General features: G+C 47.4%; 27 protein-coding genes, 1 tRNA gene and 1 pseudogene. 14 read left to right on the plus strand and 15 right to left on the minus strand.

Annotated elements, in window-relative coordinates; all coding sequences use genetic code 11:
* Positions 1 to 1,432: 1,432 nt before the first annotated feature.
* The 3 genes from OGW44_RS15815 to OGW44_RS15825 all read left to right on the plus strand — a co-directional run bounded on the left by OGW44_RS15815 (position 1,433) and on the right by OGW44_RS15825 (position 3,220).
* Entirely contained in the window at positions 1,433 to 2,101 is a 669-nt protein-coding gene (locus tag OGW44_RS15815; RefSeq protein WP_185654344.1) for a DNA-binding protein, read from the plus strand.
* Between the two features lie 86 nt (positions 2,102 to 2,187).
* The gene (locus OGW44_RS15820; RefSeq protein ID WP_185654343.1) at positions 2,188 to 2,655 is read left to right on the plus strand and encodes a DUF4756 family protein; all 468 of its coding nucleotides are present in this window, start codon (positions 2,188 to 2,190) and stop codon (positions 2,653 to 2,655) included.
* Positions 2,656 to 2,815: 160 nt separating this feature from the next.
* Positions 2,816 to 3,220 carry an H-NS family histone-like protein gene (locus OGW44_RS15825; protein WP_185654342.1) on the plus strand — a complete coding sequence of 135 codons (405 nt, stop codon included), beginning with the start codon at positions 2,816 to 2,818 and terminating at the stop codon, positions 3,218 to 3,220.
* Between the two features lie 193 nt (positions 3,221 to 3,413).
* On the opposite strand, the gene OGW44_RS15830 is transcribed toward OGW44_RS15825, so the two are convergent.
* From OGW44_RS15830 to OGW44_RS15870, 9 genes are all read right to left on the minus strand, one after another.
* The gene (locus OGW44_RS15830) at positions 3,414 to 3,998 is read right to left on the minus strand and encodes a hypothetical protein (protein WP_260490213.1); all 585 of its coding nucleotides are present in this window, start codon (positions 3,996 to 3,998) and stop codon (positions 3,414 to 3,416) included.
* A gap of 227 nt (positions 3,999 to 4,225) precedes the next feature.
* Positions 4,226 to 4,630 (minus strand): thioredoxin domain-containing protein, encoded by a 405-nt coding sequence (locus OGW44_RS15835; RefSeq protein WP_185654340.1) that lies wholly within the window; start codon positions 4,628 to 4,630, stop codon positions 4,226 to 4,228.
* Between the two features lie 49 nt (positions 4,631 to 4,679).
* Positions 4,680 to 4,922, minus strand: coding sequence for an H-NS family histone-like protein (locus OGW44_RS15840; protein ID WP_064345159.1), 243 nt, complete (start codon positions 4,920 to 4,922; stop codon positions 4,680 to 4,682).
* A gap of 142 nt (positions 4,923 to 5,064) precedes the next feature.
* Complete coding sequence (locus OGW44_RS15845; protein ID WP_185654339.1) at positions 5,065 to 5,361, minus strand: hypothetical protein; 297 nt, start codon at positions 5,359 to 5,361, stop codon at positions 5,065 to 5,067.
* A gap of 52 nt (positions 5,362 to 5,413) precedes the next feature.
* Positions 5,414 to 5,704 (minus strand): hypothetical protein, encoded by a 291-nt coding sequence (locus OGW44_RS15850; RefSeq protein ID WP_185654338.1) that lies wholly within the window; start codon positions 5,702 to 5,704, stop codon positions 5,414 to 5,416.
* 78 nt (positions 5,705 to 5,782) lie between these two features.
* Positions 5,783 to 6,001, minus strand: coding sequence for a helix-turn-helix transcriptional regulator (locus OGW44_RS15855; protein WP_185654337.1), 219 nt, complete (start codon positions 5,999 to 6,001; stop codon positions 5,783 to 5,785).
* Positions 6,002 to 6,208: 207 nt separating this feature from the next.
* Positions 6,209 to 7,054: a DUF6387 family protein gene (locus tag OGW44_RS15860; RefSeq protein WP_185654336.1), complete on the minus strand. Its 846-nt coding sequence runs from the start codon at positions 7,052 to 7,054 to the stop codon at positions 6,209 to 6,211.
* A 360-nt stretch (positions 7,055 to 7,414) separates the two neighbouring features.
* A tRNA-Ser gene (locus tag OGW44_RS15865) sits at positions 7,415 to 7,502 on the minus strand.
* A gap of 142 nt (positions 7,503 to 7,644) precedes the next feature.
* Positions 7,645 to 9,273 (minus strand): ABC transporter substrate-binding protein, encoded by a 1,629-nt coding sequence (locus OGW44_RS15870; RefSeq protein WP_185654335.1) that lies wholly within the window; start codon positions 9,271 to 9,273, stop codon positions 7,645 to 7,647.
* Positions 9,274 to 9,543: 270 nt separating this feature from the next.
* Here OGW44_RS15870 and yccA point away from each other — a divergent pair, with 270 nt between their 5' ends.
* Positions 9,544 to 10,203 carry an FtsH protease modulator YccA gene (yccA, locus tag OGW44_RS15875; protein WP_016152501.1) on the plus strand — a complete coding sequence of 220 codons (660 nt, stop codon included), beginning with the start codon at positions 9,544 to 9,546 and terminating at the stop codon, positions 10,201 to 10,203.
* A 56-nt stretch (positions 10,204 to 10,259) separates the two neighbouring features.
* On the opposite strand, the gene OGW44_RS15880 is transcribed toward yccA, so the two are convergent.
* Positions 10,260 to 10,736: a hypothetical protein gene (locus OGW44_RS15880; protein WP_019076424.1), complete on the minus strand. Its 477-nt coding sequence runs from the start codon at positions 10,734 to 10,736 to the stop codon at positions 10,260 to 10,262.
* On the minus strand, positions 10,733 to 11,488 hold the full coding sequence (locus tag OGW44_RS15885) for a winged helix-turn-helix domain-containing protein (protein WP_185654334.1): 756 nt from the start codon (positions 11,486 to 11,488) through the stop codon (positions 10,733 to 10,735). Before OGW44_RS15885 ends, OGW44_RS15880 begins: the two co-directional genes overlap by 4 nt.
* Before the next feature lie 308 nt (positions 11,489 to 11,796).
* Between OGW44_RS15885 and OGW44_RS15890 the strand changes: the two genes are divergently transcribed.
* The 6 genes from OGW44_RS15890 to tusE all read left to right on the plus strand — a co-directional run bounded on the left by OGW44_RS15890 (position 11,797) and on the right by tusE (position 18,031).
* The gene (locus OGW44_RS15890; protein WP_185654333.1) at positions 11,797 to 12,540 is read left to right on the plus strand and encodes a fimbrial protein; all 744 of its coding nucleotides are present in this window, start codon (positions 11,797 to 11,799) and stop codon (positions 12,538 to 12,540) included.
* Between the two features lie 74 nt (positions 12,541 to 12,614).
* Positions 12,615 to 13,121, plus strand: a complete 507-nt coding sequence (locus tag OGW44_RS15895) for a CS1 type fimbrial major subunit (RefSeq protein WP_016152497.1) — start codon at positions 12,615 to 12,617, stop codon at positions 13,119 to 13,121.
* Between the two features lie 72 nt (positions 13,122 to 13,193).
* Positions 13,194 to 15,911 (plus strand): TcfC E-set like domain-containing protein, encoded by a 2,718-nt coding sequence (locus OGW44_RS15900; RefSeq protein ID WP_185654332.1) that lies wholly within the window; start codon positions 13,194 to 13,196, stop codon positions 15,909 to 15,911.
* A gap of 1 nt (position 15,912) precedes the next feature.
* Positions 15,913 to 17,070, plus strand: coding sequence for a CblD like pilus biogenesis initiator family protein (locus tag OGW44_RS15905; protein ID WP_016156141.1), 1,158 nt, complete (start codon positions 15,913 to 15,915; stop codon positions 17,068 to 17,070).
* 10 nt (positions 17,071 to 17,080) lie between these two features.
* On the plus strand, positions 17,081 to 17,632 hold the full coding sequence (locus OGW44_RS15910; protein ID WP_016156140.1) for a LuxR C-terminal-related transcriptional regulator: 552 nt from the start codon (positions 17,081 to 17,083) through the stop codon (positions 17,630 to 17,632).
* Positions 17,633 to 17,701: 69 nt separating this feature from the next.
* Entirely contained in the window at positions 17,702 to 18,031 is a 330-nt protein-coding gene (tusE, locus tag OGW44_RS15915) for a sulfurtransferase TusE (RefSeq protein ID WP_016152493.1), read from the plus strand.
* Here the strand turns inward: tusE and yccX are convergent.
* Complete coding sequence (gene yccX, locus OGW44_RS15920) at positions 18,028 to 18,309, minus strand: acylphosphatase (protein WP_016152492.1); 282 nt, start codon at positions 18,307 to 18,309, stop codon at positions 18,028 to 18,030. The two genes, tusE and yccX, sit on opposite strands and share 4 nt — an antisense overlap.
* Positions 18,310 to 18,343: 34 nt before the next feature.
* Positions 18,344 to 18,490: pseudogene (locus tag OGW44_RS15925) on the minus strand (AraC family transcriptional regulator); the annotation flags it as partial.
* A 113-nt stretch (positions 18,491 to 18,603) separates the two neighbouring features.
* Between OGW44_RS15925 and rlmI the strand changes: the two are divergent.
* Together rlmI and hspQ are read left to right on the plus strand one after the other, a co-directional pair.
* Positions 18,604 to 19,815: a 23S rRNA (cytosine(1962)-C(5))-methyltransferase RlmI gene (rlmI, locus tag OGW44_RS15930; RefSeq protein ID WP_047414158.1), complete on the plus strand. Its 1,212-nt coding sequence runs from the start codon at positions 18,604 to 18,606 to the stop codon at positions 19,813 to 19,815.
* 57 nt (positions 19,816 to 19,872) lie between these two features.
* On the plus strand, positions 19,873 to 20,190 hold the full coding sequence (hspQ, locus tag OGW44_RS15935; RefSeq protein WP_016152490.1) for a heat shock protein HspQ: 318 nt from the start codon (positions 19,873 to 19,875) through the stop codon (positions 20,188 to 20,190).
* Between the two features lie 67 nt (positions 20,191 to 20,257).
* Here hspQ and OGW44_RS15940 read toward each other — a convergent pair whose 3' ends face one another.
* Positions 20,258 to 20,671 carry a CoA-binding protein gene (locus tag OGW44_RS15940; RefSeq protein ID WP_016152489.1) on the minus strand — a complete coding sequence of 138 codons (414 nt, stop codon included), beginning with the start codon at positions 20,669 to 20,671 and terminating at the stop codon, positions 20,258 to 20,260.
* A 171-nt stretch (positions 20,672 to 20,842) separates the two neighbouring features.
* On the opposite strand from OGW44_RS15940, the gene csgI reads away from it, so the two are divergent.
* Positions 20,843 to 21,505, plus strand: coding sequence for a curli synthesis inhibitor (csgI, locus tag OGW44_RS15945; protein WP_016152488.1), 663 nt, complete (start codon positions 20,843 to 20,845; stop codon positions 21,503 to 21,505).
* 93 nt (positions 21,506 to 21,598) lie between these two features.
* On the plus strand, positions 21,599 to 22,057 hold the full coding sequence (mgsA, locus tag OGW44_RS15950; RefSeq protein WP_016152487.1) for a methylglyoxal synthase: 459 nt from the start codon (positions 21,599 to 21,601) through the stop codon (positions 22,055 to 22,057).
* 32 nt (positions 22,058 to 22,089) lie between these two features.
* Here mgsA and helD read toward each other — a convergent pair whose 3' ends face one another.
* A complete protein-coding gene (helD, locus tag OGW44_RS15955) occupies positions 22,090 to 24,144 on the minus strand; it encodes a DNA helicase IV (protein WP_185654331.1) in 2,055 nt (684 codons plus the stop codon).
* Positions 24,145 to 24,207: the final 63 nt, after the last annotated feature.

A 24,207-nucleotide genomic window follows, 5' to 3' on the forward strand; every position in this document is an offset into this window, starting at 1 on the left:
TTACCAGCTTCATATGAACAGATATGGTTTTTAAAGATGCTTAATGCACTTGGTAAGGATTTATCTAACGTGTTGTTTATGTCCTGACGATTTTCCGTGTTTCTTAAGACTACCACATATCCAAGACTTAGATCTCTTCTTATCAAGGGATTTAAGGGTTCAATCCCTAAACTGAGGTTTACATTTTTATATTCAGCAACGGGATATCCCAACGAGTTATGTATTCTGATATCACCGGAACCAGCCAAGACTGTTAAAGTTTCATCACTGTATATAGCTTTCTCTTAATCCTGAAAAACAGGTGTGTAGTTTCTATTAACCTTTTCGATTAAATCTGTGGGAATAAATACTTTTATTTTTATTATTCTTATCATAACATTTCCTTTTATTATTTCCGTTTAATACTTTCGATCCATAGTAAAAATCAAATTTTAATTTCTTAAATGACATTTTACTTATTATTTATAACTTCTTTTGAAAAAATCATCAATGTGCTGACGCACGGCTATGCCCTTACACTGATACAAACCATTATAATGTTTTTAATATATAATCAATAAAAACAAAGTACTCAACATAAAGATAAATGTTCGAACGGATCAGTTTTCGGATCCTACATTCGCACATGAGATCTCACCTTCTATATATAGCATTTGCTCTTAAACGCATAGGAAAACTATATCCTTGGTAGCAGCGCTTTGTGATTGCTGGTGACAATCACTCTGCTGACAGGGCTTGCCCCTGTTAATATTGGATTTATCCAAAAAAGATCGTGTCGAAGACGCATACAAAGTAAAAGGAAAATTTATTAATCTCTCACAATAAAAGCAGCAGTTCGTGATTGTAGAAAACAATCACTTCGCTGTAATGACATAATATGAAAAATAAAACAGATTACACCATTGGTGCCATTTTCATAAGGCACAAATAAACTCCATCGCAAAACGTTTCTGAACATAAAAATTAAAACAAGTTTTAATGCCACTCATTTTCATTAATTAAAACCTCCAGCGTCATTCATAAAACAGCAGGTGCCATTCAACAGGCACACATTCCCTTTTACTCTATTAAACTTATTACTATATTACAGCCGTTATTTCTCATATAAAACAATAGATTACAGAAAAAAGGTTATAGGTTCCTATAACTATGGTTATCGATATCTATAACTCTGGTTATAGTTTCCTATAACCATGGTTAGCAAAAACTATAACCATAGTTCCGTATTGAAACTATTATTTAATAACTGGCGGACATTCCACTCTCAGTAAACTTATTCCAGCCAGAAAGTAATAGTCTTTTTATTCATCATACTCAATGGATAGCCCTCCACTATTTTAAAACTTTCTCCACTTATTTTTGACTTTGTTATTGACGGTAGTGTTTAATCTGTTATGTATTAATTAAAACAACAATAAAAGGAAAAAATACAATGGCACAAATAGATTTTAAATCCCTTAACGACTTATCACCTTTTGAACTAAAGCAGTATATTGATGATCACCATTTCACCTCTGAACAGAAAGTACAGATATTCGAGCATTATCACAGCACACATAAAGATACTACCAATATCTATTCAAGAAAAGAAAACATCAAATCCATCAAGAAAGATGTTGATTATGTGCATATGTTCACGAAAAATTTCCAGCAACTCGCAGAGCTTGATATTTCAAAGAACGAACTGAAAGTCATCGCAAGGATCTTAAACATCATGGAGTTTGGAAACTGCTTTCATATCTCGCAGGCAAAGCTATGCCGCGACTTAGACATAAAAAAATCAAATATGTCTCTTGTTTTTAAAAAGCTCAAAAAGAAAGGGATCATTATTGATAAAGACGGAGATCTCTTTATGAACTCCAATATATTCCTTAAAGGACAAGCGCATTCTATCAACGCAAAACAACGCCCGAATGTCAAAAAGGCACAGGGATTTGTTGTTGATGAGAAAGAAAGGTTTGAGAACGTTTATACTTTTCGATCAGATACTGATGAAAGCAATAATATGGATAGAAATAGTGAACCATCTACGGATGATGAAGATTTAAAGCTACAGCACCCTGATGAAATGCCCAAATACCTATTTGAAGAGACAGAATAATCGATAAAATATTTCACTGTAATTTGACACTTACACTACATCTCGTAATATAAATATATCCACTATTTTTATTAACGAGGTTTTATATGAGAAAAGTAAAAACAGATAACAGTGATCTAATCCAGTATTTAGATACAATCAAAGAACTAAAAAATCACATTTCGATAGAAGAATACAGAAATGAATATCGTAGACTACGTTCTGATAATGTTCCTTTGATTAAAGCCCAAAAGTTCAAATCTGCGCATACCGAACTACGCCGTCTGGACAGGAAGAAAAAATCTATGCTTGATAAATTTATCGATGAGCTTAACCCTGTTAACCAAGCTTCCGCTTTTGCCTCTAAAAACATTGATAAGCTTGAAACGTATAGCCTATATAGAAGAAATCTCCTTGAGAAAAGCGATGAAGAAATAATTGCCTTAGTCATAAAACAGCGTACAGGAGTCGCTCTGGAGTTCCAGCGTTCAATTGAACAAAGCCTTGAGCAACTCGCTCATATCTCGCCAGAGTTCGAACCATCAAGCCAAAAGCGCAGGAAAATGTCTCGTTAAAGAACTGTCCTATGTTATCCGTGTAAAATGAGATTTATTGTATTGCTTAACCGACAATATTTACTATATTATTTAATAACAGGTATGCTTTTGATTGTTCAACAACAGCGCATACATTATTTTTATTAAACGCCCATTTTAAAACACCGGATGACATACTATGAGTGAAGCTCTCAAAGCACTGAACAATATTCGTACACTTCGCGCACATGCTCGTGAAACAGATCTGGCAACTCTGGAAGAGATGCTGGAAAAACTCTCTGCTGTCGTTGAAGATCGTCGTGAGGAAGAAAGTGCTGTCCGTAAAGAACAAGAAGAACGTCAGGCTAAGCTTGAAGCCTTCCGTCAGAAACTGTTAGAAGATGGTATTGACCCGGCTGAACTTCTTGCTGCTGTTGGATCATCTCAGCCTAAAGCCAAATCGACTCGTGCTCCTCGCCCTGCCAAATACAAATATACAGATGAAAATGGTAATGAACAGACTTGGACGGGTCAGGGGCGTACTCCTAAAGCAATCGCTGCTGCTATCGAATCTGGTAAAACGCTGGAAGACTTTGCGCTCTGATCACTCTAAGACCGTCAATATAATTTGGCGGTTTTACTTTCGCCCTATCAGTAATTAACATGCAACAATTGAGATGGCTTCGAACAGAAAGTTGAAATTACCCCATCCAAAACAAATGGCTACAGAATAGTGATGATTCATTAATGAAAATTAGAATCGTCTCATCTCTTGCTCCTTGCCAATTGTTGTTTGTTTACTGCACCCATACACGTGAACTATTTTTCAAGCATTTATTAAAGTATTCATATCCATCTTTATTACTGGCAACATTCAACCTTTTATCATTTGTGACATCACGATAGTCAAATCCGATTAAAAAGAAACCCTCTCGAATTTTATAGGGGTTAATGTTTATGCGTATAGAATTTTTTTCGGTCCAGTCAATCCACGTATTATCATTGCCTTGATGCCAAATCTGAATGCTATGATTATAGATAGTATCATTGAACGTGGAAAAGTAATGTCGAAACAACTCTTTTTTATCCTTAAATAGGCATTCAATTGCTGTCCGTTCTGATTTGATATCAATTAAGCTAATGTTTTTCCCATAATCAACCAAACCATCTCGAATTACTTTATTTTTAATTATTGATTGCTTTATTTCATGTGATATGTGATATGAGAAATCAATAATCTCATGGCTGAACTTGTTAAATTCATTATCAGAATAATGACCTGTTGCAATATTAATTGCAGCAGCTATATCCATAGTGGAAAAATGATAATCACTGTGTTGAAAAAGCGAATTAATCATTCCTCTAAATTCTCTGGCATTCATCAAATCACATGGATTATACCACCCTCGTAGTTTGACATGATTGACATCACCGAGAATTTTAATAATATTCTTCTGATATAAGTAACATGAAAGTTTCCTCTTGAATATATAGTGAAATGGGGATGTGATTGTTTCAGATATTTTAAAAATGTCATTTATAATCATCTTAGTTCCCTAGCATCATTCTTAATTATTTGTGCACCAGATAGAATCTGGCTAAACAACAATTAAAATATAGTTTTTACTTTTGAAATTAACTTTCCCCATAAGGATTGTTTTTTGTAGGTTGGTGATGAATTCAGCCATGACGGATTCATAAGGTCACTTGGTAGTGAATATTTGTGATCATCCTCATCAACAACTACCGCATGTAGCTTCTCAGCTATCTGCAACATTTTACAGTAAAGGGCTTCGTCAGGATGTTTTGTTGAAATCCTTCCATCACTCCAGTCAAGCCAAGGTTCATAGAGTTCACAATGCCCACTCCATGTAGCAAAAAAATCACCATTCTTGTTATCTATGGAGAGTTCTTTATCATCATTAACAAGCTGGAGCCATTCTTCACTACTGATTGGAGCACTTGCGCTATCGAACCAATGTTCCGTTCTTACTATGTGAAGCTCCCAGCCCATAACCACCTCCATGTTTTTGATATAGATACGTTATTATACAGAACACTTATCAGTCAATGAGATCTTCTGGCGAAACCCCGTCACATGCCATTTTCTCAAGCAATCTTTGTGCTCTTTTCATTTTCAACTTACGCGCTTTTTTCTCACCAATCTCCTGATAGTATTCTTCACGACGTTCGTTAACCACGCTGCTGAACTTCTTCAAAAGCTGTTCAAGTGTTTTCATATCTGTTGTTGCGGCTTCTGCTTGGATTTTCTTATACATATACATAACATGAAACTCATCGATCATTTTTGGCTCCTTGGATATAGTATTTTTACTACCTAACATTGAGAACACATTCTTTTATTAGAACTTATTTACTATCATTATTTAGCTTCCAAATCAGGTTTGTTATCAGCCCCATGACGGGGCCTATATAAATAAGTACTTGTCAGCATAGGGATTCCGCCAGAACAGTGTAGTGCATTTTGGCTAATGCCTGCTTAACCTCTTTAAAATCCACCTCAGACAGTTTTTCAGCAGCGTTCTTTTTCCATGCTTTTTTCAGAAGATGTTTCTCAGCATTTCTCATCGCCAGATCGATTAGCTTACAGACAAACTCATGATCCATTACATGCGTTATAATCATATTACTGGTCGTTTTATCTTCTGAGTTAAAAAGATTGGCATAGATGTGCAACGACACAACATAAAAGATTTCAGTAGATTTATTTTTAAATGTATTCATTTTTATTTCCTCTTTAGTTTAATATTGAAGTAGCAAAATATTTGTAAAAGCATCAGCGGTATACACACTTATAGACAAACCAAAGCCGACGAAGATGCTGTTTTACTTTCACATAGTTAACACTCCCGGAGATCCGTTCCGCTTTTTGTTCACCTTCAGTCCCATAAAAACTGCTCTTTGTTTTCTCGATAATATTTTCAATCACTTCGTTCATACCCTCCTTATTTTTCAGTAGGTGGTAGAAATGCACAGGCTGGTTTCGTAGTCGTTTATTCATATAACGATTATACGAATCCGCTGCTTCACTCATAAACTGCTCTGTCGTATTAAGTTCTATTTTCATATATTGTCCTTTCATTATTTAAGATAATAAGAGTCCCTGAGCGAAAACATCCCTTCGCCCGGAAATTGTATTTATGTTTTATGCTGCGTTTTGACGAGAGTTACGAATAGTGGCTTCAATCCATTCATCTATCTCGCTCTCGACAAAGGCTACGCACCTTGGTCCTATTTTTACTCTGTCTGGAAAGTTTCCTTCCTTGATACGTTCATATAAGGTAGTGCGACTGAATCCCACTCGGTTTAGAACATCTGGAACACGGATAAATCGTTTTACGTTGTTTTCATTATTTTCTTTCATTGTTTGTCCTCTATTGTTTAACGTAATCTCTATAAGATTTCGTTTTTCTCTATGTTGTTGCGACGAGAACAATAATAGCGAATTCGCTTATGACGTTTTAGGGGCGTTCATAAAAGAGTTTTTTGAAAAATATGAAGGGAGGTGAACGAAAAAAGATTCGTTAATGCTGGATACGATCACGTTCGCTCACGGCGAACGTAACCCTTTTTACTTGGCTGTTTTTTTCTTCTTCTTATCGTCCTCAACATGCTTATCCACAGGTGAGTCTTTTAAGTGGTTGTTTTGCATGATGTAATCTTCAAGCGATTTTAGATAGCTTGTATCAGTCAGAAAAGCCATTGCCAGCGGGTAGTCCGTTGCCTTTAGCATTCCTTCATCACGATCGTTGTCGCTGTCTTCGTGAAGCAGCGAAGAAATCAGTGAAAGCGGGATTTTGACGCCATTGTCCTCACCCCAGAAAATCAAGTCCATCATCGGGATAAGTCGATATTCAATAATTTTTCTGAACGTGCTTTTACCAAAACGATACTCCCGTTCCGCAGGAGCTTTCATCTTTAGCTTCCTCTTCCATTGGGGGATTAACACTTTCAGATGTTCAATGATCTCTTCAGTTGATGCCTCTTCCAGATGAATATCGACAGTGATTCGGGCAAGGTTTTTCAGCGATGTTTGTTTTAGATACTCGGACAGAAATTCGGATTCGCTTAACGCGGAAAGGTCGGGAGTGGCTTCGGTTAATGCCAGCGTTTTCGCATAAAATTGCGCGTGGCTTCGTGTCGTAGGGTTTACTGCATAGGTTCTGGCAAGCTCATGTCCAAGGGTCGCGGTATCACCACTGAAGAAGATTTCGCCTCGCAAAATTTTATTGCGGTAATCATCCAGTAGTAGTCTGTTGAAGGTTGGTATGGTATTCCGGCTCAACAACATCCTGTAGGCCAAGATACGCCGCTCAATCTCCACATAAAACTGTTGAAGGCTTAGCTTCTCTATCGCCTCATAGCGCTCGACATCAAACCATGCTTCCAGTGCTTTCCTGATTTCACTTCTTTTCATCCATCCTCCTGCCATCCATTACGCTCTCTTTAGCTGTTTTAACCGACAGAACAATCGGTTGTCCAGTAAACCATCAGCGCGACATGTTTGGGCTACAGGGTGCCATGCTGATATGTCGCTTTACCTGCTCGGAGTATGTTAGAGGACTTAACGCGGGGAGGATTGTTCCCTGATTTCTTCACAGAGCACGGTTCGAAATGGATTTGCCCTCACCTGAGGGATAAGTATCTGAAAGGATTTTTAGTGAGAAAGGACGGATTTTAGATGTAAAAAAAGCCCGTATAAACGGGCTTTTTTTGTACCACTTTATGCACCATAAAATCAAAACCATGTCTTAAGTTATTGATTTTATTACAAATTTGGCGGAAGCGTAGAGATTCGAACTCTAGAACCCTTTCGGGTCGCCGGTTTTCAAGACCGGTGCCTTCAACCGCTCGGCCACGCTTCCAATGAGGCGCACTATAAACATCCCGAACGGACCTGTAAAGCACCAATGCGTTCGTTTGCCTGAAAAACAGCCAAAATATTGTTAATCGACTGAAATAACAACAGATTGACCGTTTATTCAGCACAAATACTGGCTACAGCGCTTAATGTTTTTTGATGAACATATCTTTGGTGTAGTAATTTCCCCGGTTATCTGGCGCAAATCCTCCCACCCACGGCTTCACAAGATGCGTGCGGACATAGTGGTAAACCGGAATCGCTGGCACATCCTCTCCTAAAAGGTCTTCAGCCTGCTGGTAGTATTTGCCTCGCTCCTCCAGCGAAGATGCTTTCGCCGCATTGCGCATCGCGTCATCAAAAGCGGGATTGCTGTACCTGGTGGTATTCTCGCTATCGCCGGTACGGAAAATATTGAGGAAACTTGAGGCATCATCATAATCGGCGATCCATGCGTAGCGCACGACGTCAAAATTACCGGTGTGCATGGTATCCAGCATGGTTTTCCATTCCTGATTTTGCAGCTTCGCCTCTACGCCGAGGTTTTTCTTCCACATTGACGATGCGGCAATGGCAATACGCTGGTGCGTTTCGAAGGTGTTATAGAGCAGATTTAGGCTAAGCGGATGCTCAGGGCCAAAACCAGCTTCAGCCAGCAGTTTCTTAGCCTCGGTAATGCGTTTTTCGAGCGGCCACGCCGCATATTCCGGCGCATGCAGTTGCACTCCCCCTATTTCCGGCTGGCTGATAACCCACGCCGCGCGTTGTCCCTGCCCCATCACCTTTTGTGCGATGATGTCTTTATCTAACGCCATATTCAGCGCACGGCGCACGCGCGGGTCATTAAACGGCGCTCGAGTCGTATTGAACTGATAGTAATAGGTTGAAAGCTGAGGTGAGACATGGAGTTCATCGCCCATCGTCTTTTTCAACTGCGCGAACTGATTGACCGGGACGCTATACACAATGTCGATTTCGCCGGCCTTATAGCGGTTAACGTCTGCGGACTCTGAACTGATGGGCAAATAAGTGACCTTATCAATGACGGTGTGCCGATCGTCCCAATAATGCGGGTTACGCACGGCAACGATGCGCTCATTGACTACCCACTGCGATAACTTGTACGCCCCGCTGCAGACAAAATGTTCTGGCCGGGTCCACTTATCACCAAAGCGGCCGATCAGCACTTTATCCAGCGGAACCAGTGACGGATGCGCCAGCATCGCCAGAAAAGCCGCCGTTGGCTGCGTCAGGGTAATTTCCAGCGTGCTATCATCCAGGGCTTTGACCCCGATATCGGCAGGATCTTTTTTCCCTTGGGCAATATCGAGGGCGTTTGCTACGTGCATATTGCCCAGATACGAGGAATAAGGTGAAGCTGTTTGCGGTGAGACCAGACGCTGCCAGCTCCAGACGACATCCTGTGCGGTGATGGCAGACCCATCTGACCAGGTTATGCCCGGACGTAAATGAAAGGTCCAGACGGTGTTGTCTTTGTTCTCCCAGGACGCGGCCAGCCGGGGTTCGATAGACCCATCCGACTTAACCGCCACCAGTCCGTCGAACATATCGCTGATTAAATTAAACTCAACGTTGCTTTCGACTTTATGCGGATCCAGCGACGCTGGCTCACTGCCATTGTTTCTGACCAGTTCCTGTTTTTCTGCAAGAATTGTTCCTGCGGGAACATTTCCCGCCATCGCCGCGCCGTTGATAGACATCAAACAGACAGTCAACAGCGTAAACGTCAATATCTTCGATTTATGTTGAATCATTCCCTTTACCTTATTGCTCTGTTTTATGTAGACACCGCTGTCACTGTCAGAGAGAAACAGGAATAACGCAATATTTTTCAGTTACCTGGCAGATATCTAACAGGCATTTTTACACATATAGTGCTAACATCTGATTCGGGAGCTTTTGTTGAAATAATATGCTTAAGCCTGGCGGGTTAAAATGCGTAAAGATGGGTAAAACCGCTGTGTCATTCCCCTTGATTTCATTATCCTCCATCATTAATTACATCTGTCATAAGAGAGTGACTCATGGATCGTATTATTAGTTCTTCACGCGATCGTACATCGCTACTCAGCACGCATAAGGTGCTGCGCAATACCTATTTCCTGCTCAGCCTGACGCTGGCGTTTTCGGCGCTCACTGCGACTGCCAGTACCGTACTGATGTTGCCCTCTCCGGGGCTTATCCTGACGCTGGTGGGTATGTATGGTCTGATGTTCCTGACCTATAAAACGGCGGATAAACCGGTTGGTATTCTGTCAGCTTTCGCTTTCACCGGCTTCCTGGGCTACATTCTGGGACCGATCCTGAACACATACCTGTCTGCAGGCATGGGTGATGTTATCGCCATGGCTCTGGGCGGTACGGCGCTGGTCTTCTTCAGCTGCTCAGCCTACGTGCTGACCACGCGGAAAGACATGTCCTTCCTCGGCGGTATGCTGATGGCAGGGATCGTGGTGGTGCTGATTGGTATGGTTGCGAATATCTTCCTGCAGTTGCCGGCTTTACATCTGGCGATCAGCGCGGTGTTTATTCTGATTTCTTCAGGCGCAATCCTGTTTGAAACCAGTAATATCATCCGTGGCGGTGAGACCAACTACATCCGTGCCACCGTCAGCCTGTACGTTTCGCTGTACAACATCTTCGTCAGCCTGCTGAGCATTCTGGGCTTCGCCAGCCGCGATTAATCAGCATCACTGATACGAAAAAAGAGAATGCCATTGGCATTCTCTTTTTTTATACCTTATTGACCCCGGCAGATATAGGTAGGATAGCGCCGGTCCTGAATAAGCCACACAGCAGGTGAAAGTTCAGAGATCGTCAGGTAGTAGCGTGAGGTCGGATAGGCGAAACTCCCCCATTGGGCATTCGGCGTATTGTCATTGTGGCGAAGCCAGGTTTTGGTGTAGGTCAATACAATGACGTTGTCATCGTCCCGCTGCTCCCACGTAAAGTCTACATCCCTGTCAACGATAAAATTTTGCCCGCCAGCTCTTGCCGCACCTTTATAGGTGGTCAACCCTGTACCGTCCCGATGAAAATAGAACTGAGCAAGGGCATTTACCTTCACCTCACTTGCTTTCCCTTCATTGCGCGTAAAGTTAAATTCAGTGCTGCAGGCCAGCACATCGCTTTTTCCCGTCGCGCCGCAATAGTAAAATAGCGCCAGCGCGCCGCCGACCAGGGCTCCGCCCAGTCCAAAAAGAAGCCTTATTTTCATTTTCCAGCCCCGTTTTTATAGCGAATGGTCTTGCACAGACGTGTTTTATTGACCGGGCAGGCCCCGATAAACAGTTCATCAGCAGTTGCAAGCGAAAAACGGGCGCTGAAAAAATAAATAGCATACTCCTCGCGCTCGCAAGCCACGTCATTGGCCTCCAGTCGCTCTGCTAATTTTGATAGCACTAACGGCCGTCCATGATCTTCGATGACCCAGAGACTACAACGCGCGATTTTTTCCTGGACCGGCTTTAATTTCGCCGGAACAGTTATCTCCTGCGGGCGGCTAACGTAAAAGATCGCTCCCAACGGCACGGCAATCAATGCCCCTATTCTGAACCACTTTTTCAGGGATACTCGCCGGGGCAGAACGTCTTGTTGCGCTGAGGGGGGTTGCGGATCAACGGCTTGAATTTTCTCTCCAGGCTGAAAAATCACATCAGCATCAAAACGGAAACCATAGCGCGGGACAGTGACGATCAATTCGTGCCCCTCTCCCAGAGACTGGAAACTTTTACGCAGTTCGCTTACCGCTTTATTGAGATTATTTCCTGATGGCGTAAAGCCAAATTCTTCCCACACGCGAGCGATCAATTCCTCCCGGCTTAAGTCGCGTCCTCGGTGTTTAATGAATTCCTGTAAAAGACGAACGGCTGGCGCCGAAAGTGTTAATACAGACTCGGGTTGTCCAACAAGACTTATTGCATGTGCTTCAGGATCAAATAACAACGAATTATTGCATATAAAAAACATCTTTTATTCTCGGCTGTTACCGCATGCTTTTTATTCCCTGGTACGTCGATATGAAAACCGCCCCCTGACCTGCTTATTTTTTCATCAGAAGGAATTTTCCTCCCATCCTTGGCCGCGGTATTTTCGCTTAACTATACAACCTTAAAGCCAGAAAAGCAGGATAAAAAACTGTATATAACGAGTTAACTAATACAAATTTTCACAAACCGCTGTTCTGGTTAAAGTTTCCCTGCCCTGAAGCGATACGAAAGCAGACGGTGTCCTGGTGTTAACGCGCCGCCTTTAAACTCAGAGCAGGCAGACTGATTGTGAAACAGAAAAAAAGAGTGAGCATGACAACCGCCTTTTATGTCGCCGCGCTGTCATTGCCATTTTTCTCAGAAATGACAATGGCCAATATGAGCGTGTATCCCATGGAGCTGAATGTAGACAGATCCGGTGCGGCGCAAATAAAGGTGGCTTCAAAAACGGATGATATTCAGTTCATTCGCGTGAGGCAAAAGAAAATTCTTAATCCCGGAACGGCCCAGGAAAAAGAAATTGACGTCGCTTCGTGGAAAGAAGGTGGCGTGGTGGTTACGCCCGAGAAATTTGCTCTGGCTGCAGGCGCGATGCGCGTTGTTCGTCTGGTATCGCTTATAACGCCGAAAAAAGAGACCACCTGGCGTGTCTATTTTGAAGGGGTAAAACAACCTGACAGCATTATTCCGGGCAAGGCAGAACCCCCTGCAGCAATGGCGACATTAGGTGTCAATGTGATCTGGGGTGCACTGGTCCACATTGCTCCAGAAGAAAACGTAATTTCACTGTCGATTGACCCTCGCCGGGGAACGTTAAAAAACAACGGCACATTGCGTGTGCCGCTCAGAGAGATTGGTATTTGTGATGCTATTTCATCGTGTAAATGGATAAAAGAAGACGCGACGATTTATCCGGACACTGAACGGAAATTAAAAACGCTCACTATGAAACAGGGTCAGAAATATAAGTTCCGCTACTTCAACTGGGTGAATAAAACCGCTGAAGAAGCTGATTTACCCGTCGTGCAATAACACGACGGCACAGTAAAAACCCACGTAGTTTGTTTAAAGAGCCAAGGTGCTCATTTGTAAATATGGAGATATCAATGCGTAACTATATTAAACCTCTGATGATTGTTGCCGCGATGGCCTCGTCCTTTAGCGCGCTGGCGATTCAAAAAGATATTACCGTCAACGCCAGCGTTGACTCACAGTTGGATATGACTCAGGCCGATAACACGCCACTGCCGGCCAGCATCGACATGCAGTACCTGCCAGGTCGTGGGCTGGAAAGCTACCGCCTGAACACCAAGGTGTGGTCTAACTCCGCCACCAGCAATGTCAAAGTGCGCCTCGTTAGCGCAGCTAAGCTCACCAATATGGATGGCGACGAGACTGTACCGATGACGGTGATTCTGGGTGATAAAACACTGTCTACCACCGATGCCGAATTTACCGGAACTGAACTGTTCCCAGGCAGCATTGAAAACGGTTCAGCGGTACTGCCACTGACCATTTCTCAGACCACCAAAGGCATTCTGAAAACCGGTCAGTACAGCGGCGTTGTCAGCCTGATGCTGACGCAGGCGACGACCACGGAAGGCGGTGCGTAACACCACAGTACATAAGGGATAACGTCAGAGGGTGCCCACCCTCTGACGTCAGGATGATGTCGAGGCTTGGTCATGGCGTTTCACAGAAATACTCTCCTCTTGGTTGCTTTATTACCCGCATCCATCCAACTCGCCTGCGCCGAGATGGCCGTCCCGGCAGGTTTCGAAGATCTGGCGAAAACGCAGCGCCTGTGGATAGAGGTTAACCTCTATGGCGAATCGCTTGGCCTTTTTGAAACGGATATCACACTTGAATCGGTAAGTTTTGTCGCACCCGAAACCGTGGTCGCGGCTATCAAACGTCAGTTTAATGACGCTCCTGCCCTCGTTGCCACCGTGTCCGCAGCTCTCGCCGTTCCACTTGCCCGTAACGGCAACCTGGCGTGCAGCAGCAATGGCTCCGCAACGGGATGTGATTACATTGATACCCATCGTGCGGCCATTATCTATGATGAGAATAACGCGCGCATTAGCCTGTTTTTGGACAAGAAATTTCTGCCTAAACAGACCACAGAAAACCAGTGGTATCAGCCTACGCAGGGCACTGAGAATGCGTTGATCCATCAACAGAATATCAATTTTGTTGCCGACAGGGATTACCAGTCAGCCACCGTTCAGGGCAATGGCGCGCTGGCCATGACGCAGGACGGCTACTTTAATCTCGACTGGACCTGGCTGGGGCAGCGTTCAAGGCACCAGCAGCAACAAGAAATAACCGTCAACAATGCCTGGTTTCGCCAGGATATCTGGCGTCAGTACTATATTCAGTTAGGCGAGATGGATACCCGCGATCTGTTCAGTAATGCTGGTGGGAATATCAACCTCAGCCAACTGCCGCTGGGCAAAATTCGCGGCCTGCGCACAGGCTCGACAAGGGCATGGATCAATCCGGTTCAGCATTCAAAGGGTACCCCCATCACCGTGCTGCTTTCCCATGATGCGCGTATTGACGCCCGCCGGGGCAATCAGCTGCTGGCCAGTTTTTATCTCAATGCCGGGGCTCAGACCCTGGACACGCGATCGTTCCCCGATGGGAGCTATACCGTGACGCTGTCCGTCTATGAAAATAACCGGCTGACACGTACCGAGCAGATACCGTTTACCCGCACCGGTATTACGCCGTTTGACCGCGTCGAGTGGTTCCTGCAGGCGGGCGAAACCGACAATAACAATCAAAACGATGAACGTAGCGCGGTCGCGCAGGCGGGTGTCCGCCTGCCTGTCACTCCAACGCTGGCACTCACCAGTGGCGCAGCGATAAAGAAAAACCAACGTTTTCTGGAAAATGCACTCGACTGGAGTCGTGGTTTCAATGCGGGTCCGATCGATGGCGTACTCTCGACCCGGTTTAGCTACCTTTACGGCAGCGAAGGACAACGCGGTAATATTCAGCAAATCAGCTATAACGACGGCTTTTCACTGAGCTTCTATCGCAACGCGTTATCAGCGGAAAACTGCAATACCCGAAGCGCGGGATATGACGCCGTAAATGGCTGTTACCGAAGCCTGTCGGTGATGTTCTCCGTTCCTGTCGGCACCTGGTACGCCAGCCTGGGATATTCGGATAACCGCAACGAAGGACGGTACGTTTCTCGTCGGGAACTCCCGGACAGTGACGATCGTCACGATGCAGGCTTGCCCTGGGAGTCGGTTTATATGACCCGCTCACGCACGCGGGCCTGGCAGGGTGGCTTGAGTACGGCTTTCAGCACGCGCGGTCTGAACATCAACAGCAGTATTAACCTTTTCATGCGTAACGATGACTCGCGCGAAGGCAGGGATAAAGGCGGCTACCTGAGCGTGAGTCTGTCAATGGCGCATAACCGTCAGGGCAATGCGACAAGCTATACCTCTCTGGGCGCGACATGGCAGCACCAGCAGCATGATAAAAACCAGCTGAGCTATAACGTGGCGCACAACTGGTATGCCGACGCACGTGGTGAGAATGAGTATGGACTGAGCGCATCAGGTATTAACAGCGATTCACTCAATACCTCTGCCTACACGCGCCAGGGCGGACGATATGGCAACGGGAGCCTGACAGTCAGCGATGTCTGGGATCGTCAGGATCGGCGCCATACCCTGAGCAGCAGCGGCAATTACAACTCCACGCTTGCGCTGTCGCGCTCTGGTCTGTGGCTGGGCCGCTGGAGCGACGGACGTCCTGCTTCAGCCATCGCGGTTAACGTTGCCACACCGGAAGATTCCCAGGATCCGAGCATTGCCGTGTCGCTGGATAACGGCGGCAGTGCAGACATTCCAGGCAATAGCCGCGCCCTCTTCGCCGTGCCGGGCTATCAGCAGACTACGTTGACGATTAACGAATCGCTGGATGTCTCGCGGGGTGCCAGCAGTGAAATCACACAAGGTTCAGGCAGCAGAACGTTGTTTATGGTGCCTGGCAAACTGCTCCGCCGGGACGTGCAAACCACGGCAAGCTACACCTGGCTCGGCCAGTTAACTGACGAGCAACATTCGCCGTTTATCGGCGGCGTGCCACTGAACGTTAACGGCTGGAGCGACCTTGGCAACGGCGGGTTTAGCGCTCAAAGCGACGCTCTGCTGCATAACCTCTACCTGGTGCGTCAGCAGCAGTTTTATCAGTGCGAGCTGAACGTAAAGAGTATGCGCGACGTCGTGCGTTACGTCGGGTCGATCCCTTGCCGGGAATTAACCTTCTCTGCCCTGCCGGATACTGTCCAGCAACAGGCTCAGCTGATGCTCGCCGGACGATCGGTACCAACGGGTCCAACTGCCATGAATGCAAACAACGTCACAAAAGGGAAATGATGTGAACAAGCACTTAATTATTTTACTTTTTTTAAGTCTGTGGGCGGGCCAGACCCAGGCAGCGGCCCCTGCCGGAAGAAACACCAGCGTCGATATCAGCTTCGATCGCATGGCCCCCCCCGCGCGCTTTGATATCTGGGTTCATGAACCGAGCGGCTATGATGTCGCCGATCCGCAAAAATGGGGACGTAATACCCTGACGTGTCTGTCCCGTACCGACTCCGCAGTGGGCGCCTGCATGACCGCCCCGGTCTGGTTCACGGCGAACCCAGGGACACCTTATGCCATCAATTTACGTTTTACGCATGCCCTTACCAGCAAAACGGTGGATCTTAAGATTTATGGCGACCACTACATGTTTATCAATAATAAAGTTTTTACCTATGCCAGTTTTGTCACGGGAGGGACAAATATTGTTGCAAACTGGAACAGAGAACCTTACTTCGATTTCTATATCGTGAAAAGCGAGCTGGAAAAGCTCGCTCTGCCGGGTATCTGGACCGCAACGCTGAAGCAGAACCTGCGTGAATGGGATACTGCCAACTGCGGCGGGAACTTCAACGACGTCAATACCGGATGTCCAGGCTATCGCGCCATTGCTAGCTGGCAGGCCACGATACGCATTGAGGTTGTCGATCCGGGTAATCAGCAGATTTATCTGCCGGCATTTCCGCACTCAACGCCTGTCGTTAACCTCAACCTGACCAACTTCCCGGGGCGGCCGGGTGGCAGTGAAATCCAGGGTGAAAACACGCTGGATATGTGCCTGTACGACGGCAAAAACAGTACCAGCACCCGCACTTATCTTCGGTTTGAGGACGACGGACTCCCCTCAACGGACCGTGCGGAAGAGGCATTTTCAATCCGGCGACGCGGCGGAAGTCAGACCGATGCGCGGGATCGTCTCGACTATCAGGTTTTCGTCACTAATCCCGTCACGGGCGCAACCGAAACCATCGCCAACGGTAAAACCCTGGTCTGGCAAGGCACCAACGATCCGCAGCATCTGCGTCAGGTCGTCCTGCCCGGCGGACGTGAGAGCGTACTGTGCGTACCTGCCCCTATTGTTCTGAAAACTCCAGCGTTTGCAGCCAGCAGTAAAAACGCCGGGGATTACACCGGCACGCTACGCATCATCTACACACCCAGTACGTTATAAAGAGGCCGCCGTGAATTACGTCATTCTTGATAATAATCGTTTTTATGCCGAAGGGTTGCGCTACGCCCTTCTGCGCCGTAACGCTCACACTCAAGTTGAGAGTGGCGCGTTACAGTGGCACCGTTCGCTGTTGGCCTGCGACACCCTCGTTGTGCGTTGCCGCTTTTCCGTCGCGAGGACGCATCTGGCGCTGGTCGACATTCTGCTTCAACTGGAGGCCAGGCGCTGGGAGGGAACGGTTTATCTGGTGTGCAATGAAAAAGGCTGGGCACTGGCCACGCATTTACGAAAGCGTTTTGCCACGCTGACCTTACATATCATTGATGACAGAATTGCCGTCGTGGATGCGGCGTATCTGCTTGCTAAAGAGCCCCGTCGGGTACGCAGTCTGAATTGCTGCCTGACTGGCATGGAGTTCAATGTTCTCGACAGGCTGGTTAACGGTCAATCGGTAAAACATGTTGCGCAAATGACGCAGATTAGCGAAAAACAGGTTTCGACGTATAAATGCAACGCGCTGAAGAAGCTTAATGCCAACAATCTGCTACAGCTACTTCTGTAGGTCGAGGTTTCTCACGCCGCCCCTTATTTGCTAAACTAAGGGCGGTTTTTACTTTATCGACAGAGCACTATGTTCATTTTTGCAGGCCATGAAATTGAGACCGATAGCGAAGGCTATCTGAAAGACACCACGCAATGGAGCGAGCCGCTGGCGGAGAAAATCGCCGAAAACGAAGGTATCGTTCTCTCCCCCGAACACTGGGAAGTGGTGCGTTTCGTTCGCGAGTTTTATCTGGAGTTTAATACCTCCCCCGCTATCCGCATGCTGGTAAAAGCGATGGCCAACAAGTTTGGCGAAGAAAAAGGCAACAGCCGTTATCTCTATCGCCTGTTTCCGAAAGGCCCAGCTAAGCAGGCAACTAAAATTGCCGGCCTGCCGAAACCGGTGAAATGTATTTAATAGCGGATACTAAATCCCTTTAGCTCGTCGCCAGGGCGGTGCGGTTCGCTGAGAACCCGATCAACCCTGGCGCTGCGCGGTCCCCCGGCTTTCAACCACTTCATCAGTTGTTCCACCCGCTCGCTTTCACCACAGGCGACAACTTCTACGCTGCCGTCATCCATATTCTTCGCATAGCCGGTCAACCCCAGCCGTTGCGCTTCATGCTGGGTGGTGTAGCGAAATCCTACCCCCTGAACCCGGCCATAGACCCAGGCGATGATGCAGACTTTCGACATTGCGGTTCTCCTTATCAACATAAATGAAAGAACAGGTACCGATGGACAGATGACCGGCAATCTCCTGATCTGTCCATAGATTAGCAGGGGATAACAGAATAAGTTGTCGCACCTGTTCAGTGAGATTAAACCGTCGCTCGATAAGCAGAGGTCCCGCCATACCATCATGCAGTAGCGCCAGACGCTGATGATTGACCTCACCATCTGTGCTACTCTACGCGCCATTTTATTTTAATGGTTTCAGGTTGGTACTTTCATCCAACCCGCGTCACTGTTTGTGAGAGGTTGCTCCGCATGACTGAATCTACAATTCCACATTATCCTCGTTTAGTGTTAGCCAAGGGGCGCGAAAAATCATTACTTCGCCGCCATCCATGGGTATTTTCCGGTGCTGTCGCACGTATGGAAGGTAAAGCCAACCTCGGTGAAACCGTTGATATTGTTGACCACCAGGGGAAATGGTTAGCGCGCGGTGCGTTCTCTCCGGCGTCGCAGATCCGTGCGCGCGTCTGGAGCTTCGATAAGTCTGAATCCATCGACATTGATTTCTTTACCCGTCGTCTGCAGAAGGCGCTGACATGGCGTGACTGGCTGGCGAAAAAGGACGGTCTGGACAGCTACCGTCTGATCGCCGGAGAATCCGACGGCCTGCCGGGTGTCACTATTGACCGCTTCGGCAACTTCCTGGTATTGCAGTTGCTCAGCGCGGGGGCTGAATACCAACGCGCCGCGCTGATTAGTGCTCTGCAAATTGTTTTCCCGGACTGCGCTATTTATGACCGTAGCGATGTGGCCGTGCGTAAAAAAGAAGGTATGGCGCTGACCCAAGGGCCCGTCACGGGCGAACTGCCGCCTGCTCTGCTGCCTATCGAAGAACACGGGATGAAGCTGCTGGTTGATATTCAGCACGGTCACAAAACCGGCTATTACCTCGATCAACGCGATAGCCGCCTGGCGACGCGTCGTTATGTGGAAAACCAGCGTGTCCTGAACTGTTTCTCCTATACCGGCGGCTTTGCGGTCTCAGCATTAATGGGCGGATGCCGTCAGGTGGTCAGCGTCGACACCTCTCAGGAAGCACTCGATATTGCCCGCCAGAACGTGGAACTGAACAAGCTGGATCTGAGTAAAGCCGAGTTCGTGCGAGATGATGTGTTCAAACTGCTGCGCGCCTATCGCGATCGCGGTGAGAAATTTGATGTCATCGTGATGGATCCGCCGAAATTTGTCGAAAACAAAAGCCAGTTGATGGGTGCCTGCCGCGGTTATAAGGACATCAATATGCTGGCTATTCAGTTGCTGAACCCAGGCGGCGTACTGCTGACATTTTCCTGCTCCGGGCTGATGACGACCGATTTATTTCAGAAAATCATCGCTGATGCCGCAATAGATGCTGGTCGTGATGTACAATTTATAGAGCAGTTCCGTCAGGCCGCCGATCATCCGGTGATCGCTACCTACCCGGAAGGGCTGTATCTGAAAGGGTTTGCCTGTCGCATCATGTAACTTGAAAAGTGGAATATTACCCTTACATAGAGGGTATCTATTTCCCGGGAGGTGACTATGATTGCCAGCAAATTCGGTATCGGCCAGCAGGTCCGCCATTCCCTGTTAGGTTACCTCGGAGTGGTCGTGGATATCGACCCGGAATATTCGCTTGATGAGCCGTCAGCCGATGAGTTGGCGGTTAACAGCGAACTTCGCGCCGCTCCCTGGTATCACGTGGTGATGGAAGACGATAATGGTCTGCCAGTGCATACGTATCTGGCCGAAGCGCAACTGAGTAGCGAGCTACAGGAAGAACATCCGGAGCAACCATCAATGGATGAACTGGCGCGCACAATCCGTAAACAGCTTCAGGCTCCGCGCCTGCGTAATTGATACTAACACAGGCCCGATGGCGCTTCGCTTATCGGGCCTGTGCGTTTCATCCGGCGACAGTCAAACTTTACTTCGCCAGTCCCAGTCGCGGGATCTCAATCGCCGGGCAACGATCCATCACCACCGTCAGCCCCGCATCACGCGCCAGCACGGCCGCCTGCTCGTTAATTACGCCAAGCTGCATCCATAGCGTCTTCGCGCCAATGGCGATAGCCTCCTGAGCGACGCCCCACGCCGCTTCAGAATTACGGAAGACATCGACCATATCCACTTTCTCTGGCACATCCGCCAGCGTTGCATAGCCCTGCTGCCCCAGCAGCATTTTCCCGGCAACCTTCGGTGAAACGGGAATAACGTGATAGCCCTGATCGAGTAAATACTTCATCACGCGATAGCTTGGGCGATCGGGTTTATCGCTTGCGCCAACCAATGCAATCGTGCGGGTAGATGTCAAAATGCCAGCAATATCGGTCTCTTTCATCGTTTTCCTCCAGGCTGTTTAACAAAGTGTACGACAAACCTGGCCCCGCAACCATTCATCCCATACTGGCGTATGAGAGCTAAACTCAAAAATATGTCTATATGTTAGTAAACGTGATTATCGAAAAATTTAGATACATGTTTGCAGCTATTTTCTGGACAGGAGAAACCTATGAAAGCCGGCATTGTGACAGCCTTAATTGCCCTGTGTTTGCCGGTAACCGTTTTTGCTACCTCATTACGCCTGTCTAATGATATTGACCTTTTGGTGCTGGACGGAAAAAAAGTCTCCAGCTCATTACTGCGTGGCGCCGACAGTATCGAGCTGGAAAATGGTCGCCACCAGCTCGTATTTCGCGTAGAAAAAACCATTCGCTTGTCCAGCCACGAAGAACGTCTGTATATTTCGCCTCCGCTGGTCATCAGCTTTGATACACAACTCGTCAGCCAGGTTAATTTTCACCTCCCGCGTCTGAACAATGAGCGGGATACAGCGCATTTTGATGACGCTCCACGCGTGGAATTGCTGGATGGGGACTCCATGCCTATCCCCGTCAAGCTGGATATTCTGTCAATCACATCCACAGCAAAAATCGTGAATTATGAAATGGAAACTGAACGCTATAACAAAGCGGCTAAACATGCGTCATTACCGCAGTTTGCTACGATGATGGCCGATGACAGCTCGCTGCTTTCCGGGGTATCTGAACTGGATCGCGTGCCGCCTCAGTCGCAAACGCTGACCGAACAGCGTTTAAAATATTGGTACCAGCAGGCCGACGCGCAAACGCGAAGTAACTTTTTGCAATGGGCTCAGAAACAGCCTCCTTCATGACATTTATGTTCGCATACGCATTTTTTTTGTCTTTCTCTTGCAGCATCAAGAGCTTCCAGTACTCTGTAACCAGGTTAACTTGGGAGCTGTACTATGGAATTAACAACTCGCACATTGCCAGCGCGTAAACATATTGCGCTGGTTGCACACGATCACTGTAAAAAGATGTTGATGAGCTGGGTGGAACGCCACCAGCCGTTGCTGGAAAAGCACGTTCTGTACGCCACAGGCACGACGGGAAACTTAATCCAACGCGCAACGGGAATGGACGTCAACGCCATGCTGAGCGGTCCGATGGGGGGTGACCAGCAGGTGGGTGCGCTGATTTCAGAAGGGAAAATTGATGTGCTGATTTTCTTCTGGGACCCGCTTAACGCCGTACCTCACGATCCTGATGTCAAAGCCCTGCTGCGTCTGGCGACGGTATGGAACATTCCGGTTGCCACCAACGTGTCGACCGCCGATTTTATTATCCAGTCGCCAAACTTCAACGATGCAACGGACATCTTGATCCCAGATTACGCCCGCTATCTGGCAGAGCGCCTCAAATAAACACCGGGCAGGCGGCAATTGCCGCCTGCTATTCAGGGTTTTCTTGCTACCGGAACATCCAGTTGTTTAAGCTCATCAACAAAGCACGACGGTGTTTCTTTATTAAACAGCAGCCATACCCGATGCCGTGCCCGCGTTAGCGCCACATACAGCAAGCGTCTCTCTTCAGCATCCGGGAAATCCTCCACCGCCGGAAGCAACGCCTCTTCCATAATCGACTCGCGGGCCGGGGCGGGAAAACCGTCATTCCCATCATGAAGCCCCACAACAATAACGTAATCTGCCTGCTGTCCCTTACTGGCATGGATAGTCATGAAATCCAGCTGTAGCTTAGGCCAACGGGTAGCTGCTTTCTCCAGACTGGCAGGTTTCAGATGATGGTATCGCGCCAGCACCAGAATTCTCTCTTCTGCCTTCACAAATCCCGACAGCTTATCCAGTAGCAGATCCAGCTGGCTTTCATCGAGCAACGTGACAGCTTTTTTATCGCCTGCCATCAGACTGTTGAGCGGTTTCGTAAGCTGATGAGGGTTTTGCTGGATAAACTGGTTTGCGACTTCACCAATGCGGCTATTAAAACGGTAAGTCGTATCCAGATTACAACGGTCGCCCTCGCCGAAGTTTTGCTGGAATGCGGTGGTCAACGAAAGCTGTGCTCCGCTGAACCGGTAAATTGCCTGCCAGTCATCCCCTACGGCAAACAGTGTAGTGTGTGAGTTTTGCTTGCGCAGTGCGGCTAACAGGGCGGCACGCTGAGGAGAAATGTCCTGAAATTCGTCGACCAGAATGTGTTTCCACGGACTGATAAACCGGCCTTTTTCCAGAATGACAATGGCCTGATGAATCAACCCGGAAAAATCGACGGCATTCTCATCCTTCAGGGCGCCCTTCCAGGCCTTGAGCAGGGGAGACATCAGCTTAATGCGTTTACTGAACAGATCGCGAATCTCCTCCGGAGCATTGGCGATCATATCAGCCTGCGCTCCGCCATGCATTCGCATCAGGCTAACCCAACGATCCAGCCGGGAAGCCAGCCGGCGCTGTAATTTTTCGTCATCCCAGAAGTTACCTTCGGGTACAGACCACTGCATCTCTTCTTCTAACCATTGCCGCCAGCCTTTGGCCTGTGCCTTTTTCTCACTGCACTGTTGACGCCAGGTCGTGATAAAAAGTTTGCTACGCGCGGCAACATCATTTTCCAGCTTGCTAACCGTCGGGACTTTTTTGCTCCCCTGCGAAATAATGTGCAACGCCAGTGAATGAAACGTCCTCGCGGTGATCTCTTCCGTATGCAGACGTTCACGGATGCGATCGTCCATCTCCTGGGCCGCTTTGCGTCCAAACGCCAGCAGCAGGATTTGTTCGGCCGCCGCTTCCCCTCGCGCAAGTAGCCAGCCCGCACGGGCGACCAATACGGATGTTTTGCCGCTTCCGGCCCCCGCAAGAACCAGTAATGATTGTTCGCCGTTCACCACCGCCCGCGCCTGGGCCGGATTCAGCGGCGAGGACTCAATTTGCTGGAAAAATTCGGCATGTTCTTCCAGCATGGCATCGGTATACGCCTGGTTGTGCTGTAAGCGACAAGCTTCAATGTCCTTCAACCATGCCTGGCATTGACGTAACGCCTCACGGCAATTTTCAAATTCTTCCAGCCGGTTGATCGGGAGCGGCAATGCGGCAAAGGCGCGGCGGATCTGCTGCTGTAGCCCTGACGTCTGTTCGCGCGTCAGCCATTTATTCTCACTGGTACGGGTGGCGATCGCCTCCAACTGCTGCTGTAAAACTCCCGCAGCGACGTCGCTCATTTCCTGACTCCACTGCTGCCAGAGCGAATTCAAATGGTGATGGAAGCGCTGGGTTTCTGCCCATTCAGTACCGTGAAGACGTACCACCTTATCATCCGGGAGCACAAACTCCAGCTCACCCCATACCAGGCCGCGTTTACAATGAATAGCCAGTAACTGATTGAAGGGAATAAGATACTCGTGACGATCGCCGGAAACCTTAATCCCGGCATTGAGAATAACGGCCCGATCGTAAGGGTGTTGTGCCAGACGTTTTCCAAGAGAAGTTGCTTTCAGTTCCATAAGACTCAAGCGGATCCACACGAAGAGGTTTGCTTATCAGTGTAACCGCCAGAGAAAACGTGC

This window comes from Citrobacter sp. Cb023, from assembly GCF_030336805.1.
Lineage (GTDB): Bacteria > Pseudomonadota > Gammaproteobacteria > Enterobacterales > Enterobacteriaceae > Citrobacter > Citrobacter braakii.

Coding starts and splice junctions, on each gene's coding strand:
- OGW44_RS15815 (WP_185654344.1), top strand. CDS start 1,433: ATGGCACAAATAGATTTTAAATCCCTTAACGACTTATCACCTTTTGAA.
- OGW44_RS15820 (WP_185654343.1), top strand. CDS start 2,188: ATGAGAAAAGTAAAAACAGATAACAGTGATCTAATCCAGTATTTAGAT.
- OGW44_RS15825 (WP_185654342.1), top strand. CDS start 2,816: ATGAGTGAAGCTCTCAAAGCACTGAACAATATTCGTACACTTCGCGCA.
- OGW44_RS15830 (WP_260490213.1), bottom strand. CDS start 3,998: ATGAATGCCAGAGAATTTAGAGGAATGATTAATTCGCTTTTTCAACAC.
- OGW44_RS15835 (WP_185654340.1), bottom strand. CDS start 4,630: ATGGGCTGGGAGCTTCACATAGTAAGAACGGAACATTGGTTCGATAGC.
- OGW44_RS15840 (WP_064345159.1), bottom strand. CDS start 4,922: ATGATCGATGAGTTTCATGTTATGTATATGTATAAGAAAATCCAAGCA.
- OGW44_RS15845 (WP_185654339.1), bottom strand. CDS start 5,361: ATGAATACATTTAAAAATAAATCTACTGAAATCTTTTATGTTGTGTCG.
- OGW44_RS15850 (WP_185654338.1), bottom strand. CDS start 5,704: ATGAAAATAGAACTTAATACGACAGAGCAGTTTATGAGTGAAGCAGCG.
- OGW44_RS15855 (WP_185654337.1), bottom strand. CDS start 6,001: ATGAAAGAAAATAATGAAAACAACGTAAAACGATTTATCCGTGTTCCA.
- OGW44_RS15860 (WP_185654336.1), bottom strand. CDS start 7,054: ATGAAAAGAAGTGAAATCAGGAAAGCACTGGAAGCATGGTTTGATGTC.
- OGW44_RS15870 (WP_185654335.1), bottom strand. CDS start 9,273: ATGATTCAACATAAATCGAAGATATTGACGTTTACGCTGTTGACTGTC.
- yccA (WP_016152501.1), top strand. CDS start 9,544: ATGGATCGTATTATTAGTTCTTCACGCGATCGTACATCGCTACTCAGC.
- OGW44_RS15880 (WP_019076424.1), bottom strand. CDS start 10,736: ATGAAAATAAGGCTTCTTTTTGGACTGGGCGGAGCCCTGGTCGGCGGC.
- OGW44_RS15885 (WP_185654334.1), bottom strand. CDS start 11,488: ATGTTTTTTATATGCAATAATTCGTTGTTATTTGATCCTGAAGCACAT.
- OGW44_RS15895 (WP_016152497.1), top strand. CDS start 12,615: ATGCGTAACTATATTAAACCTCTGATGATTGTTGCCGCGATGGCCTCG.
- OGW44_RS15900 (WP_185654332.1), top strand. CDS start 13,194: ATGGCGTTTCACAGAAATACTCTCCTCTTGGTTGCTTTATTACCCGCA.
- tusE (WP_016152493.1), top strand. CDS start 17,702: ATGTTCATTTTTGCAGGCCATGAAATTGAGACCGATAGCGAAGGCTAT.
- yccX (WP_016152492.1), bottom strand. CDS start 18,309: ATGTCGAAAGTCTGCATCATCGCCTGGGTCTATGGCCGGGTTCAGGGG.
- rlmI (WP_047414158.1), top strand. CDS start 18,604: ATGACTGAATCTACAATTCCACATTATCCTCGTTTAGTGTTAGCCAAG.
- hspQ (WP_016152490.1), top strand. CDS start 19,873: ATGATTGCCAGCAAATTCGGTATCGGCCAGCAGGTCCGCCATTCCCTG.
- OGW44_RS15940 (WP_016152489.1), bottom strand. CDS start 20,671: ATGAAAGAGACCGATATTGCTGGCATTTTGACATCTACCCGCACGATT.
- csgI (WP_016152488.1), top strand. CDS start 20,843: ATGAAAGCCGGCATTGTGACAGCCTTAATTGCCCTGTGTTTGCCGGTA.
- mgsA (WP_016152487.1), top strand. CDS start 21,599: ATGGAATTAACAACTCGCACATTGCCAGCGCGTAAACATATTGCGCTG.
- helD (WP_185654331.1), bottom strand. CDS start 24,144: ATGGAACTGAAAGCAACTTCTCTTGGAAAACGTCTGGCACAACACCCT.